Annotated in this window: 11 protein-coding genes; 7 read left to right on the top strand and 4 right to left on the bottom strand. The window is 71.1% G+C overall.

Annotation, left to right across the window (positions count from 1 at the left end):
* From G5C60_RS44045 to G5C60_RS44035, 3 genes are all read right to left on the bottom strand, one after another.
* On the bottom strand, positions 1-891 hold an 891-nt coding region (locus tag G5C60_RS44045), incomplete at its 3' end, for an ABC transporter ATP-binding protein (protein ID WP_165268721.1).
* Positions 888-2,708 (bottom strand): ABC transporter permease subunit, encoded by a 1,821-nt coding sequence (locus tag G5C60_RS44040; protein WP_165268727.1) that lies wholly within the window; start codon positions 2,706-2,708, stop codon positions 888-890. The genes G5C60_RS44045 and G5C60_RS44040, both read right to left, overlap by 4 nt.
* 68 nt (positions 2,709-2,776) lie before the next feature.
* Positions 2,777-4,267, bottom strand: a complete 1,491-nt coding sequence (locus tag G5C60_RS44035) for an ABC transporter substrate-binding protein (RefSeq protein WP_165268719.1) — start codon at positions 4,265-4,267, stop codon at positions 2,777-2,779.
* 139 nt (positions 4,268-4,406) lie between these two features.
* On the opposite strand from G5C60_RS44035, the gene G5C60_RS44030 reads away from it, so the two are divergent.
* From G5C60_RS44030 to G5C60_RS44020, 3 genes are all read left to right on the top strand, one after another.
* Entirely contained in the window at positions 4,407-4,841 is a 435-nt protein-coding gene (locus tag G5C60_RS44030; protein ID WP_165268717.1) for a metalloregulator ArsR/SmtB family transcription factor, read from the top strand.
* Positions 4,838-5,329, top strand: a complete 492-nt coding sequence (locus tag G5C60_RS44025) for an SRPBCC family protein (RefSeq protein WP_165268715.1) — start codon at positions 4,838-4,840, stop codon at positions 5,327-5,329. Before G5C60_RS44030 ends, G5C60_RS44025 begins: the two co-directional genes overlap by 4 nt.
* Positions 5,330-5,430: 101 nt before the next feature.
* On the top strand, positions 5,431-7,734 hold the full coding sequence (locus G5C60_RS44020) for an outer membrane protein assembly factor BamB family protein (protein WP_165268713.1): 2,304 nt from the start codon (positions 5,431-5,433) through the stop codon (positions 7,732-7,734).
* A 384-nt stretch (positions 7,735-8,118) separates the two neighbouring features.
* Here G5C60_RS44020 and G5C60_RS44015 read toward each other — a convergent pair whose 3' ends face one another.
* Positions 8,119-8,712, bottom strand: coding sequence for a TetR/AcrR family transcriptional regulator C-terminal domain-containing protein (locus G5C60_RS44015; RefSeq protein WP_165268725.1), 594 nt, complete (start codon positions 8,710-8,712; stop codon positions 8,119-8,121).
* 83 nt (positions 8,713-8,795) lie between these two features.
* Here G5C60_RS44015 and G5C60_RS44010 point away from each other — a divergent pair, with 83 nt between their 5' ends.
* The 4 genes from G5C60_RS44010 to G5C60_RS43995 form a co-directional block, all read left to right on the top strand.
* Positions 8,796-10,040, top strand: a complete 1,245-nt coding sequence (locus G5C60_RS44010; protein ID WP_165268711.1) for an FAD-dependent monooxygenase — start codon at positions 8,796-8,798, stop codon at positions 10,038-10,040.
* A 269-nt stretch (positions 10,041-10,309) separates the two neighbouring features.
* Complete coding sequence (locus G5C60_RS44005; RefSeq protein ID WP_165268709.1) at positions 10,310-12,511, top strand: MMPL family transporter; 2,202 nt, start codon at positions 10,310-10,312, stop codon at positions 12,509-12,511.
* A gap of 126 nt (positions 12,512-12,637) precedes the next feature.
* Complete coding sequence (locus G5C60_RS53850; RefSeq protein ID WP_338146099.1) at positions 12,638-13,867, top strand: sensor histidine kinase; 1,230 nt, start codon at positions 12,638-12,640, stop codon at positions 13,865-13,867.
* A partial coding sequence (locus tag G5C60_RS43995) for a response regulator (protein WP_165268707.1) occupies positions 13,864-14,304 on the top strand: 441 nt, incomplete at its 3' end. The genes G5C60_RS53850 and G5C60_RS43995, both read left to right, overlap by 4 nt.

Below are 14,304 nucleotides of genomic sequence, written 5' to 3'. Positions count from 1 at the left end.
GTCGGTGGGTGGGGCACCCGCTATGGCGGGGAGCCGGCGCCTTCGCTCCGCGGGGATGGCAGTCGACAAGGTGCGGGTTCGTCGTGGCTGGTCGCGCAGTTCCCCGCGCCCCTGACGGGGCGCCCCCACCGGGACCGACGCCAACAAGCCCGCCGTATAAGGAGCCCGAGGCCCTGCGAACACCTCGTCCACCGGGCCCGCCTCCACCAGTCGCCCCGCGTACATCACCACCATCCGATCGGCGTGCTCCCGTACCGCCGCGAGGTCATGTGTGACCAGGACTAGGGCGGCGCCCGCGGCCCCGGTTCGGCGGGCCAGCAGGTCCAGGACCTGGTTCTGTGTCTCCGGGTCCTGTGCCGTCGTCGGTTCGTCGGCGATGACCAGGTCGGGGGAGTGGAGCATCGCCATGGCGATCACCGCCCGTTGGCGCATGCCGCCCGAGAACTCGTGCGGGTACGCCCGTGCCTTGTCCGGTGCGATGCCCACCTCCTCCAGCGCGGCCACCGCACGGGCTCGCGCCTCCTTCCGGGACGTACGGTCCACGGACCGTACGGCGGCGGCGAGTTGGTCGGCGACCTGGTGTACGGGGGAGAGGGCCGAGAGGGCGTCCTGGGGAACCAGGGCGACGCGGCGGCCCCAGAGGGCGGTGCGCAGGGAGCGCGGGGCGGCGACGAGTTCGGCCGAGCCCAGTCGTACGCTCCCTGTCACCGTCGCCCCGCGTGGCGGCATGCCCAGCAGCGTGCGGGCCGTCAGTGACTTGCCCGCGCCCGACTCGCCCACCACGGCGAGGACTTCACCCTCGTGTACGTCGAAGGAGAGGCCTCGTACCGCTTCGACGGCGCCGAAGGAGATGCGCAGGTCCCGGACGGAGAGGAGGACTTCGGTGCTCATCGGAGGGACTCCTTACGGGAACGGAGTGTGTGAAAGGCGGAAGCGAACCGGCCGCGGGCCGAGGCCGAAGCCGAAGCCGAAGCCGGAGGAGCCGAACCGGTCCGGGTGCCCCCCGCTCCACCCGCTCCCCCCTCGGCGTATGCGGCCATCGACACCGCCAGGCCCGCCAGCAGCGCCAGCGCGACCGCCGGAGCCAGGGCCGCCCACGGCGCGCGTTCCACGTACGCGCGGGACTCGTCGAGGAGCATCCCCCACTCCGGCGCGGGCGGCTGGGCGCCGAGGCCGAGGAAGCCGAGGGAGGCGAGGGCCAGGGCGATGCCCGGCAGGCGCAGGAGGGCGTGGCGGGTGACCGGGGCGGCCACGGAGGGCAGGACGTGGCGGGTGAGGATCCACAACGGCGTTGCGCCGATGGCCCGTTGGGCGGTCAGGAACGTCGAGGCGCGTATCTCTTGAACCAGTGCCGCCGCGTGGGCCGCCAGCGGGGGCCAGGAGATCAGGGCGACCGCGAGTGCCGCGCCGCCCGTGCCGGGGCCCGCGGCCGCCGCGACGAGGATGCCGACGATGACCGGTGGCAGCGCGTTGGCGATGTCGGAGGAGCCCGAGGCCACGGACGGCAGGAAGCCGAGGGCGAGCGCGAGGAGCAGGCTGATCAGGCAGACCGCGGTCGCCGTGCCGACCGTCGACGCCGCGCCGTGCCCGAGCCGGGCCAGCACGTCACGGCCGAGCCCGTCCGTGCCGAGCGGGTGCGCCCAGGACGGCGCCTGGAGGCGGGCGGTCGTGTCCACGGCGTACGGATCGCGCAGCAACCCCCAGGCGATGCAGGTCAGGAGTACGGCTCCGAGCGCCACCGGAACGGCCGGGTGCGCGCGGACCGGGCGGGCGGCGGGCAGCGTCAGCCCCGCGTCCCGCAGCGCCGGGCCCAGCAGACGGCGCCGTACGAGGGCCGCCAGCGCACCCGCGACCAGGCCCAGCGTGAGCAGCGCGAGGACCGAACCCTGGAGCAGCGGCAGGTCCTGCGACTTGGCCGCCCCCAGCGCCGTACGCCCGATGCCCGGCACCGCGAACACCGCCTCCACGGCGACCGCACCACCCGTCAGCCCGACGGCGACCATGCCGAACTGCGGTACCAGGGGCGGGAGTACGCGACGCAGGGCGGCGGCCGAGATGCGCGCCCGGTGCACCCCCGCACCCCGCCACAGCTCCACCCACCGCTCGTCGAGGACGGCGGGCAGCGCGTCGGCGACCAGGCGGCCGAGCAGCCCGCCCGCGGGGATGCCCAGGGCGAGGGCGGGCAGCACCATGTACTGCGGACCGATCCAGCCCGAGGTCGGCAGCCAGCCCAGCCACACCCCGCCCACCAGCAACGCGAGCGTGGCGAGCAGGAACTCGGGCAGCGCGACGACCATCGCGGCGAACGCGCCGGCCGACCCCCGGCCGCGTACGAGCACGGGCGCGACGAACGCACAGGTGATCAGCAGCGCGACGCCGATGGCCGCGCCCATCAGGGACAGCGACACCTGGAGTCCGGCCACGACCGAAGGCAGTACGTCGGTGCCCGACACCCAGGAGGTGCCGAGGTCGCCGCGGAGCAGCCCGGAGGCCCAGTTCCCCAGCAGGGAAAGGGGACCCGCGTCCAGGCCGAGGTCCGCGCGGATCGCGGCCAGGGTCTCCGGGGTCGCCTCCTGCTCGGCGGACCGGGCGCGCAGCACCGTGAGCGCGGGGTCGCGGCCGGAGAGCCAGGGGAGCAGTCCGACGGTGGCGAGGACAGCGGCGAGGCAGCCGAGCCGGGTGAGCCCGGCCCGGCTGCCAGGTGTCAGCGCCGGTGTCAGCGCGGGAGTCAACCGGCGTGCCACTCCGCGGGGCTTCAACAGGCGGGCCACGAGCGTCACTTGACGTAGGTTTCCGTGGTGATCAGCTCGCGCTCGCGCGGGTCGTGCGCGACGTCCACGACACCGGCCGCGTCGCCCTGGATGACCCGTTCGTGCAGCATCGGGACGGCGGCGTCGGTGGACAGCACCGCGGCCTCCGCCTCGATGACGGCCTTGCGGCGCGCGTCACCGGCCTTGGTCGCGGAGGCCTTCTCCAGGGCCGCGTCGACGGTCTTGTCGGAGAGCTGGGAGATGTTGAAGGAACCCTTGGACCCGAAGTCGCTGTAGAGGTACGCGGCCGGGTCGCCCGAGTCGAGGATCGTCGCCCGGGACAGGATGAACGCGTCGAACTCGCCCGCCAGCGCGTCGGACTCGATGTTCGCGTACTCGCGGACCTCCAGCTTCACCTTGAACCCGGCCTTCTGGAGCTGCTGTTGCAGCGTCTGGGCCACCTCGGGCAGCTCGGCACGGTCGGTGAACGTACCGATGGTGATGGTTTTCCCGGCGGGATCACCGGCTTTGGCGCGCTTCACCGGCGAGCGCAGGTCGGCGGCCCACGGCAGGGCGGGACCGAGCAGGCCCTCGGCGACGTCGGCGCGGTCCTCGTACACGCCCTTGACGATCGACTCGGCGTCGATGGCCTCGCGGGCGGCGGCCCTCAACGCGGCGTCCTTGAAAGGACCTTCGGAGGTGTTCAGGTACAGGGTGTTGGTGCGCGGCATCGGCACCTCGGTGATCTGGTCCTCTTCGAGCAGCGCGGCCTGCGAGACCGGCACCGCCTCGACGATGTCGGCCTCGCCGCTGCGCAGGGCGGCGGCACGGGCGGTGCCGTCCGGCACGAACTTAACGTCGATTCCAGGGGACTTGGCCTTGCCGCCCCAGTAGTCGTCGTAGCGGTCGAGGGACGCGGACGACGTGCCGTTCACCTTCTTCAGCTCGAAGGGACCGGTGCCCGCGCCGACCGGGCTGACCGTCTTCCCCTCGTACGCCTTCGCCGCCAGGATCGACAGCTGCGGCGAGCTCAGCCGCTGCGGGACCAGCGGGTCCTCGGTGGCGGTGGTGACGGCGACCGAGTCGCCCTGGGCCTTCACCGTCAGGTCCACGCCGTCGAGGATGCGGGGCTTGGGAGAGGCGCCGGCGGCCTCGGTGATCGACCGTACGACGGCCTCGGCGGTGAGCTTCGTACCGTCGTGGAAGGTCACGCCGTCCCGTATCTCGAAGGTCCAGGTCTTCCCGTTCTGCTGCCACTTGGTGGCGAGCGCGGGTTGGGCGTCGCCTTCCACGTCGAGCTTGACGAGCGTCTCGGCGGTCGACCAGCGGGACAGCTTGAACGCGTCGTCGGACAGCGGCGAGAGCCCGGAGCGCGGCGGCAGCATGTGCGCGACGCGTACTCGCTTCTCGCCGCCCTCCGCGGAGCTGTCCGAAGCGGCTCCCGAGAAGCAGCCGGTGAGCAGGGCGGAGGCGGCGGCGACCGCGGAGACGGGGAGAAGGCGGGCGGGCAGGCGCACGGGACCCTCCGGTAAGGGGTGGTTAAAGGGGTGGTCAAGGGGACGTATGGCCGACCGTAGCATGATGACAATCGTTTTCAGTAACCCTGTCCGAATTCCGGCCTAGCCTGACGCGTAACCTATGGGTTACGCTTTCGGTGTGGACGAACTGACCGAGGTGGCCGGGGCCGTAGCCGATCCCGTACGCCGCGAGATCCTGGTCATGCTGCGCCACGCCCCGCTGACGGCGGGCGAGATCGCCGCCCGGTTCACCATCAGCCGGCCCGCGATCAGCCGCCACCTGCGCGTGCTGCGTGAGAGTGGCCTGGTGGAGGACGAGCAGGTCGGACGCCACCGGCGCTACTCGCTCGTCCGTTCCCGGCTGGGCCGACTCGCCGCGTGGCTCACCCAGTTCGACGACCGGCAGTACGAGTTGAACGACCGGCAGTCCGAGCTCGATGACCGGCAGTCCGACTGGACGGGGCGCCTCGCGGCGCTGGAGACCGAGGTCCACCGCACGCGCAGGGACCGCGGCCGGGCCGAGCCCGGCGGCACCGGGCGCACCGCGCACCACCACGAGGAGGACACGGCATGACTCTTGAACCCACCGGACGGCTCGTCCCCACGCCGACGGGATTCGACCTGATCCTCACCCGCACCTACCGCGCGCCCATCCACGATGTGTGGGCGAGTGTCACCGAGCCGGAGCGCACCGCCCGCTGGTTCGGCCCATGGCGCGGCGAGGCGGCGCCAGGGCGCACCATCGAGGCGCAGATGGTGTTCGAGGAGTCGGCGCCCTGGTGCCCGATGCGGATCGAGGCCTGCGAACCGCCGCGCCGGCTCGCCGTCACGACCGAGGACGAGGCCGGCGCCTGGTCGCTGGAGCTGCTGCTGACCGAGACGGGCGGCACCACCGAGCTCCGGCTGGTCCACCACCTCGACTCCGCCGAGCACCTCGGCTCGACCGGCCCGGGCTGGGAGTACTACCTGGACATGCTCACCGCCGCGCGCACGGGCGGGCCCCGTCCCGACTTCGACGACTACTACCCCGCGCAGAAGGCCTACTTCGAGTCCTTGGCCTGAGGCGCTCTCGTCCCTGAGCGGCCCTGCATTCGTTTCTGCAATGATGCGGACACGGCAACGGCCTCCGGGCCGTGGGGCAGGCGGGGACGTGGGGAGAGGCAGTGTTGGAGGCCCTGAAACTGGGGGACCCGCAGCACTTGGGGCGCTACCAGATCGTGGCGCGTCTCGGTGCGGGCGGCATGGGTCAGGTGTATCTGGCGCGCTCGCCCGGCGGGCGTTCCGTCGCGGTGAAGGTGGTGCGTCCCGAACTGGCCGAGGACGAGGACTTCCGGCGCCGCTTCGCGCGCGAAGTCACCGCCGCCCGACGGGTCAACGGGGTCTTCACCGCGGGCGTGGTCGATGCCGACCCGGAGGGATCCCCGGCCTGGCTGGCCACCGTCTACGTGCCCGGTGTCTCGTTGCGGGAGGCAATCGCCGTGCACGGGCCCTGGCCGGCCCGCTCGGTCCTGGAATTCGGCGTCGGGCTGGCCGAAGCCCTGGAGGCGATCCACGCGGCCGGAGTCGTCCATCGCGACCTCAAGCCCGCCAATGTGCTGCTGGCCGCCGACGGCCCCCGGGTGATCGACTTCGGTATCTCGGCCGCGAGTGAGTCCAGTGCGCTGACCCACACCGGCATGACCATCGGCACCCCGGGCTTCATGTCTCCCGAGCAGATCACCGGCAGACTCGTCGGCCCTGCCAGCGATGTCTTCGCTCTCGGCGCGGTGCTGGCCTACACCGCCAAGGGTGTCGGTCCGTTCGGTACGGGCACCTCGCATGTCCTGCACTACCGCACCGTGCACGAATCGCCCGACCTCGACGGCCTGCCGCCCGAGACAGGCGACGTGGTCGCCGCCTGCCTGGCGAAGGAGCCCGACAAGCGTCCCTCTGTGGCCGAACTCCTCAAGCTGTTCGGCATCGCGGGTACCGCGGACGGGGAGGGCGCGACGCTGGTGCTCACCAAGCAGGGCTGGATGCCCGGGCCCGTCGCCCGGCTCATCCAGGAACGGGCCGACACCACCCTGCCTCGTACCCCGCTCCGGACACTGCCCGAGACACCGCTGCGACTCGAAGAGACCGGGCCGGTCTACTACGCCGAGGAGGGCGTCACGGGGGCCGCCACGCCACCAGAGGCACCCCACTCGGCATCCCCCACCGCCCCAACTGCCACTGCCTCCGCGGCTTCCCCGGCGCACCAGCAAACCACCCGGACCGGTCAGTGGCCCAGCCCCAGCAGCAATTCCGGTCCTGCGAAACAGCAGTCACGGCCCGCTGACCCGCCGCAGCACGGTACCCGCCCTCCCCAGCGATCCATGTCCCGGCGCCGTGCCCTCCTCGCCCTGTCCGGCGCGGCGCTCACCGCCGGAGCCGCACTTACCGCCTCGAAGATCCTCGAAGACGGTTCCTCCGACGGCAAGGCAGGCCACGGCAAGGCAGGCCCCGCAAGCACCCCGAGCCCCACCAGCACACCCGGCAGGCGACGCTGGGTCTTCCCCACCGGCGGCGTGGTCCGGTCGCCGAAGGTGGTCCTCGGCACCGTCTACGCCGGCAGCTTCGACAACAACCTCTATGCGGTGGACGCCGAAACCGGCAAGAAGCGCTGGACCTTCCCCTTGGGGGGCTACACGGAATCGACGCCAATGGTGGCTGGTGGCGTCCTCTACGTCGGCAGCCAGGACGGCAACGTGTACGCGATAGACGCCGCAAGCGGTGCCAAACGCTGGGCCTTCCCCACCGCCGCCGCCGTGCACTCGTCGCCGACGATGGCCTACGGCACCGTCTACATCGGCAGCTTCGACGACAACCTCTATGCGGTGGACGCCAAGACCGGCGAGCAGCAATGGGTCTTCCCGACGGGCGATCTGGTGGCGTCGTCGCCGATGATGGTCGGCGGCATCGTGTACGTCGGCAGCTTCGACAACAACCTCTATGCGGTGGACGCCGGAACCGGTGAGAAACGTTGGGCCTTCCCCACCCGCGACTACGTGAAGTCGTCGCCGGCGGTCGTCGACGGCGTCGTGTACGTCGGCAGCGGCGACAACAACCTGTACGCCGTGGATGCCGAGTACGGTGAGAAACGTTGGGCCTTCCCCACCGACAACCTCGTGGACTCGTCGCCGACGGTGGTCGACGGCATCGTGTACGTCGGCAGCGGCGACTACAACCTGTACGCCGTGGACGCCAAGACCGGCGAGCAACTATGGGCCTTCCCGACGGGCGATGTGGTGGACTCGTCGCCGACGGTGGTCGACGGCGTCGTGTACATCGGCAGCAGCGACAACAACCTGTACGCGGTGGACGCCAAGACCGGTGAGAAACGTTGGGTCTTCCCCACCCGCGACACCGTGATCTCGTCGCCGACGGTGGTCGACGGCGTCGTGTACGTCGGCAGCAACGACAGCAACCTGTACGCGGTGCAGACGTGACGGCCGATCGCCGCGGTGTCAACAGGAGCTCGGCGACCATCTCGCCTCCATGAGCGACCGCCGTGCGCGAACCTGGAGCCCGTCTGTAGGGAACGCAGTTCCGTGAGCAGTGGCTGCTGCGGCAGTGCGACTTTCCGCGCCCGATGAGCACTGCCCTCGGCTGCCGATCATGAGCAGAACGCGTGAGTGGCCCCTCTCCGGTTGTCGCCCTCTGTTGGGGTGAGGGGGAGCTTCAAGTGTCCCGATGATCGCCGGTTTCCATAACCGGTGATCGTCGTCTGTGTTGCGTCGCGAATGGGCCGTGGCTGCCCTGTCCAAAGGACACCGCCTCGGTTTGGCTGCCGCTGTACTGCATCCGTCAGCGCCCTTCAGCCTCACGCCCGGTCAGGCCGGCGACGGTGCGACGGAGGCCGGGCCGGAGGCCGCGGTGTGCTGGTCGAGGCCGCCGAGGATGAGCGCGAGGCCCGCCTCGAACGCCTCCTCGTGATCGAGTACGGGGACGTCGTCCGGCAGGTCCTCGCCGTCCGGCGAGTCCGTATCCGCCTGCTCCTCGAGCACGCAGCCGACCGCGTAGCGGCCGGCGGCCAGCATCGCCATCTGCGCCTCCCGCTCGGGCACGCCGGAGGAGACCAGGAAGGCCATCTTGCGGCGGATCCGGTCGAGGTCGCCGGTCGGGGTGCTGCCGGCGTGCAGCCGGGCGCCGTCACGGCGCATCAGCAGCGTGCGGCGGAAGCTGCGGGAGTTCTCCAGGAACCACGCGCGCCAGTCGTCCTCGGGGGATGGCAGCGGCGCATCGGCGTGCGGGGCCATGGCCGCTTCCGCCATGGCCGCGAGGAGGTCCTTCTTGGTCCGGAAGTGGTAGTAGAGCGACGGCTGCTCGACACCGAGGCGCTTGGCCAGCCGCCGGGTGCTGACCGCGTCCAGGCCCACCTCGTCCAGCAGATCCAGCGCCTCTGTGACGACGGTCTCACGGTTCATCTTGGTCACATTGACAATCTATCGCTGATAGAAGACCGTGGAAAGAAATCAATCACCGATAGATTTTGGAGTGGTCGGACGTGATGAACAAGATCGCGAAGCGTTCGCTGCGGGTCCTCGTCGCCGGCGGCGGCGTCGCCGGGCAGGCGCTGGCCTTCTGGCTCACCCGCGGCGGTCACCAGGTGACGGTCGTCGAGCGCTTCCCGGGGCTACGCGCCTCGGGCGCGCAGGTCGACCTGCGCGGACAGGGCATCGAGGCGGTCGAGCGCATGGGCCTGCTGGAGACCGTGCGCAGCCGGCTGGTGGACGAGGCGGGCGTCGCCTTCGTCGACTCCCGCGGTAAGCCGAAGGCGACGATCATGGCGAACACCTCCGGCAAGGGACGTCAGACCCTGACCTCGGAGTACGAGATCATGCGCGGCGATCTCGTCCGCATCCTGCACGAGGCGACCAAGGACGACACCGAGTACGTCTTCGGCAAGAGCGTCGACGGCTTCGACCAGGACGCAGACCGGGTCACCGCGCACTTCTCGGACGGGAACTCCGGCGAGTACGACCTGCTGATCGGCGCCGACGGGCAGGGCTCACGCATCCGGCGGACCCTGCTGCCGGAGGGCTTCGACCCGTACTGGCGGGTGGGCATCCACATGGCCTACTGGTTCGTGCCGCGCATTGCCTCTGACAGCAACATCCGCGACACCTACATGGTCCCGGGCGGCCGGCAGATCATGCGGCGCAGCCACAACGCGACCGAGACCCAGGTGTACTTCGTGATGCGCGAGGAGTCGGCGGAAGCGTCCGCGATCCACCGCGCTCCCGTGGAGCAGCAGCAGAAGTTCTGGGCTGAGCGGTTCCGGGACGCCGGATGGCAGACCGACCGGTTGATCGAGGGCATGAAGGACAGCCCGTTCTTCAACTCCCAGGAGATCGCCCAGGTGCGCATCGACAGCTGGTCCAAGGGCCGGGTGATCCTGGCCGGGGACGCCGCGCACTGCGCATCCCCCTACAGCGGCATGGGGATCTCCGGCGCCCTGGTCGGCGCCGATGTCCTGGCCGGGGAGATCAACCGACATGCGGACGACCTGCCGACCGCGCTGGCGAACTACGACCGCGTCCTGCGGCCCTTCGTCGACGAGATCCAGGGCGAGGTCAATCCCCGCATCCTGCGCGTGGGCATGCCCATGAACAAGCACGCCATCAGCGCCTTCCAGAACGCCACCGCGCTGGCCTGCCTCTTCCACATCCCCGCCCTTGTCGCGCGGTTCTCCAAGGAGGACCGCGGCGGCGGCTGGCAGCTACCGGCCTACGTCGACGCGCACGCCGCCTGAGCCGCACCCGCGCTGCGCTCGGGGTGCGGGCCCACGATGTGACGCGGACCGGTCAGCGGGCGGGAGCCGCCGGGTGTCCTGCCGCCTGGGGATGGGCCCTTGCCGCGCCGGTACTGCAGCTGCAGTACGGGCGGGTGTCCGCAGATGCGGGACGACGTCGCGGCCGATGTTGCCAACGATGGGCACGAAGCTGCGGACCGTCTGCGCCTTGAGTGTGCACGGCATGGCCGCGGCACCATCCCTCTCCTCTTCGACTGGAGTGCCTTGTCATGGCTTCCTTGCTCTATCGGCTCGGCCGGTTGTCTTTCCGGCAGCGCCGCTATTTCGCCCTCCTGTGGGTGGCGATCCTGGCGGCGTGTTCCTTCGCCGCTCTCAGTGCCCCGGCCGCGGAAGAGGACGGGTTCTCCATGCCGGGCACTGAGTCGCAGAAGGCGTTCGACCTGCTCGACGAGCGCTTCCCCGGGGACAACGCGGAGGGCGCGGACGCACGCATCGTCTTCGCCGCGCCTGACGGCCAGAAGGTGACCGCTCGCGAGAACCGGGCGGCTGTCGAAAAGGTCGTGGACACCATCGCGCGCGGCTCGCAGGTGAAGGACACCTCGAGTCCCTTCGCGCCGGAATCCGTCAGCAAGGACGCCACGACCGCGTTCGCGACCGTCACCTACACCGTCTCCAGCGACGACCTGAGCGAGGCCACGTCCGCCGCGCTCATGGACGCCGTCGAAGACGGCCGCGCAGCGGGGCTGACCGTGGAAGTCGGAGGCTCGGCCCTCGACGGCGGCCCTGAACTCGGCGGCGTCACCGAACTGATCGGCATCGCTGTCGCCGCGCTCGTGCTGTTCATCACCTTCCGCGCGATGGTCGCCGCCGGACTTCCTCTGGTCACCGCCCTCATCGGCCTGGGCGCCGGAGTCTGCGCCATCATCACCGCGGGCATGTCCACCACGACGATCACCCTGGCTCTGATGCTGGGCCTGGCCGTGGGCATCGACTACGCCCTGTTCATCGTCTCGCGCTACCGCGCCGAACGGGCCGTGGGGCACGCGCCGCAGGAGGCCGCCGGCCGGGCGGTGGGCACCGCCGGATCTGCAGTCGTCTTCGCCGGCGCCACCGTCGTCATCGCACTGGCCGGGCTGTCCGTGGCGGGCGTGCCGATGCTGACCGACATGGGGCTGGCCGCCGCCGGCACCGTTGTCATCGCCGTGCTCGTCGCCCTGACACTTCTGCCCGCCCTGCTCGGCTTCTTCCCCCAGGCCGTCCTGCCGCGCGCCCAGCGCCGCAGGACCACCACCGCCGTACGCGCGAAGGAGCCCGCGGGCAGCCGGTGGGCCCGTTTCGTCATCCGCCGGCCTGTGGCGATGCTGCTGCTGAGCGTGGCGGGTCTCGGCGTCGTCGCCCTCCCGGCACTGGATCTCCAGCTCAGCCTGCCCGGTGACGAGGCGCAGCCCACTTCGACCACTCAGCGCCGTGCCTACGACGCGCTCGCCGACGGCTTCGGCCCCGGCTTCAACGGGCCCCTGACCATCGTCGTCGACGCCAAGGGCGCCGACGACGCGAAGGCCGTCGCCGCACAGGCCCGCACGGCCCTGACTGCCACTGACGGCGTCGTGGACGTCTCACCGGCCACCTTCAACAAGGCCGGCGACACCGCGATCATCGCCGCTGTGCCCAGCACCGGCCCGAGCGCCAGCGCGACCAAGGACCTCGTCAAGACGATCCGCTCCGAGGCCGCCGACCTGAAGACGAACTCCGGCGCCTCCATGCTGGTGACCGGTCAGACCGCGATGAACATCGACGTCTCGAACAAGGTCACCGCCGCCCTCATCCCCTACCTCGCGGTTGTGGTGGGACTCGCCGTCCTGCTCCTGATGATCGTCTTCCGTTCGATCCTCGTCCCGCTCAAGGCAGCCCTCGGCTTCCTGCTCTCGGTCGCCGCGGCCTTCGGCGTGATCGTCGCAGTCTTCCAGTGGGGCTGGCTCGCCGACCTGCTCGGCGTCGCCCAGACCGGACCGGTGATGAGCATGATGCCGATCTTCCTGATCGGCGTGGTCTTCGGCCTGGCCATGGACTACGAGGTCTTCCTCGTGACCCGCATCCGCGAAGCCCACGTCCATGGCGAAGCGCCCGCACAGGCCATCGTCACCGGCTTCCGGCACAGCGCCCGCGTCGTCGTGGCCGCCGCCGTCATCATGATCGCCGTCTTCGCCGGATTCATCGGCATGGCCGACTCCATGGTCAAGATGCTCGGTCTGGGGCTGTCCGCCGCCGTCCTCTTCGACGCGTTCATCGTTCGCATGACCATCGTCCCGGCCGCTCTCGCGCTCCTGGGACAGGCAGCATGGCGGCTGCCCAAGTGGCTGGACCGGCTGCTGCCCGACCTCGACATCGAAGGCGAGAAACTCGCTCGCACCCTCGCGGCCGAGCACCCCGCCCCGGCGCCGCCGTCACGGGATGAATCGGTGAACGCCTGACCCACCGCCGCCCCGGGGCGCCCGCCAACCCGCGGGCCTCCGGGACGTCCCCGTATACGCAAGGGCCCGCCCGCCCCGACTCGTCCACAGACGACTACCGCCAAGCACACCCGTGAAGGAGGACGCGTGATTGCCGACACCCGGCCGTGGGCCCGCCGCCACCCCAGAGCATTCGACGCCGCGACGGCGGCTGCCCTGTGCGTCTTCGCGGTGCTCTCCACCACTATGGCGCAGCCGCCCCGCATCGTGCGCTGGCCGCCGCCGGCCGCCGCCGGCGTTGCCGTCCTGGCCTGCGCGGCGCTGCTGCTGCGTCGCAACCGCCCGCGCCTGACCGTGATCGCCACGACCGCGTGCACCGCCATCCTCGGCGCCATGGGCCGCTCCTTCGGTTACGAGTTCGGCTCCGCCCTCACCGGCCCCGTCATGGCGGCGCTCGCATCACTGGCCTGGCGAACCGACAGCCGCACCGCCGCCCGCTACACCGCGACCGCCGCCCTCGCCCTGCTCGCCGCTTCCGCCCTGTGGCCGCCGAGCGGCCCGCAGCTGCGGGCCGACCAGGTGGGACTGGCCGCCTTCACCCTCGTCGCCCCGGCCGTGGCCGACTCCCTGCGCAGCCGCCGCGACTACGTCACCGCGGTGGAAGCACGCGCGGAGATGGCCGAACACACCCGCGAGGAAGAGGCCCGCCGGCGCGTGGCCGCCGAACGGATGCGCATCGCCCGCGAATTGCACGACGTCGTGGCCCACCACATCACGCTCGCCCACGCCCAGGCCGCTACCGCCGACTACCTGCTGGCCGGCCGGCCCGACAAGGCACAGCAAGTCATGCACAACCTCACCGCCACCCTCAACTCGGCGCTGGGCGAACTGAGAGCGACCGTGAGCCTGCTGCGTGAACGCGACGAGCCCCACGGCCCTTCGACCGAGCCCGCCCCCGGCCTGACGCAACTACCGGAACTGATCGCCTCGTTCGACCAGGTCGGCCTCACCGTCACCCTCACCCAGGACGGCGCCGCGCAACCACTGTCACCCGGCGTCGACCTCACCGCCTACCGCATCACGCAAGAAGCACTCACCAACGTCTCCAAGCACGCACTGACCACCACGGCCGCCGTCCACCTGCACTACACCGACAGCCTGCTGACCCTGACGGTCACCGACGACGGCCCGCCCGTACAGGTCCGCGGCGCCGCCGGATACGGCCTCATCGGCATGCGCGAGCGGGCCCATGCAGTCGGCGGACACCTGCACGCCCACCCCCGCGACGACGCCGGATTCGAGGTGAAGGCCGAGCTTCCCACCCTCGCGTACTCGCCGGCCGGCCGCCCAGCCGCCCACGACAAGGACACCCCGTGACCATCCGCGTGCTCCTCGCCGACGACCAGGCCCTCCTCGCCGCAACGTTCCAGGTCCTCATCGACGCCACCGACGACCTTGAAGTCATCGCCACGGCGGCCGACGGCGACCAGGCCGTACAGCTGACCCGCGCCACCGCACCGGATGTCGTGGTCATGGACATCCGCATGCCACATCAGGACGGCCTGTCCGCCGCCGCACAGATCACCGCCGATCCCCGGCTCCGCGGCACGCGCGTCCTCATCCTGACCACCTTCGAAACCGACGACCACGTCACCCGGGCCCTGCGCGCCGGCGTCAGCGGCTTCCTCGGCAAAGGCGTCGGACCCGCTGAGTTCCTCGCCGCCATCCGCACCATCGCGGCCGGCGACATGGTTCTCTCCCCGCTGGCCACCCACGCCGTGGTCACCCGCTACCTCGCCGCCTCCAGCCCCGAC

This window comes from Streptomyces scabichelini (assembly GCF_011045015.1).
GTDB classification, from domain to species: domain Bacteria; phylum Actinomycetota; class Actinomycetes; order Streptomycetales; family Streptomycetaceae; genus Streptomyces; species Streptomyces scabichelini.
This window is presented reverse-complemented; position numbering and strand designations above follow the sequence as displayed.

What these genes read in the sequence shown, in the direction of transcription:
- G5C60_RS44025 (WP_165268715.1), top strand. Translation starts at nt 4,838, where the DNA reads ATGACTCTTGAACCCACCGGACGGCTCGTCCCCACGCCGACGGGATTC.
- G5C60_RS44015 (WP_165268725.1), bottom strand. Translation starts at nt 8,712, where the DNA reads ATGAACCGTGAGACCGTCGTCACAGAGGCGCTGGATCTGCTGGACGAG.
- G5C60_RS44010 (WP_165268711.1), top strand. Translation starts at nt 8,796, where the DNA reads ATGAACAAGATCGCGAAGCGTTCGCTGCGGGTCCTCGTCGCCGGCGGC.
- G5C60_RS44005 (WP_165268709.1), top strand. Translation starts at nt 10,310, where the DNA reads ATGGCTTCCTTGCTCTATCGGCTCGGCCGGTTGTCTTTCCGGCAGCGC.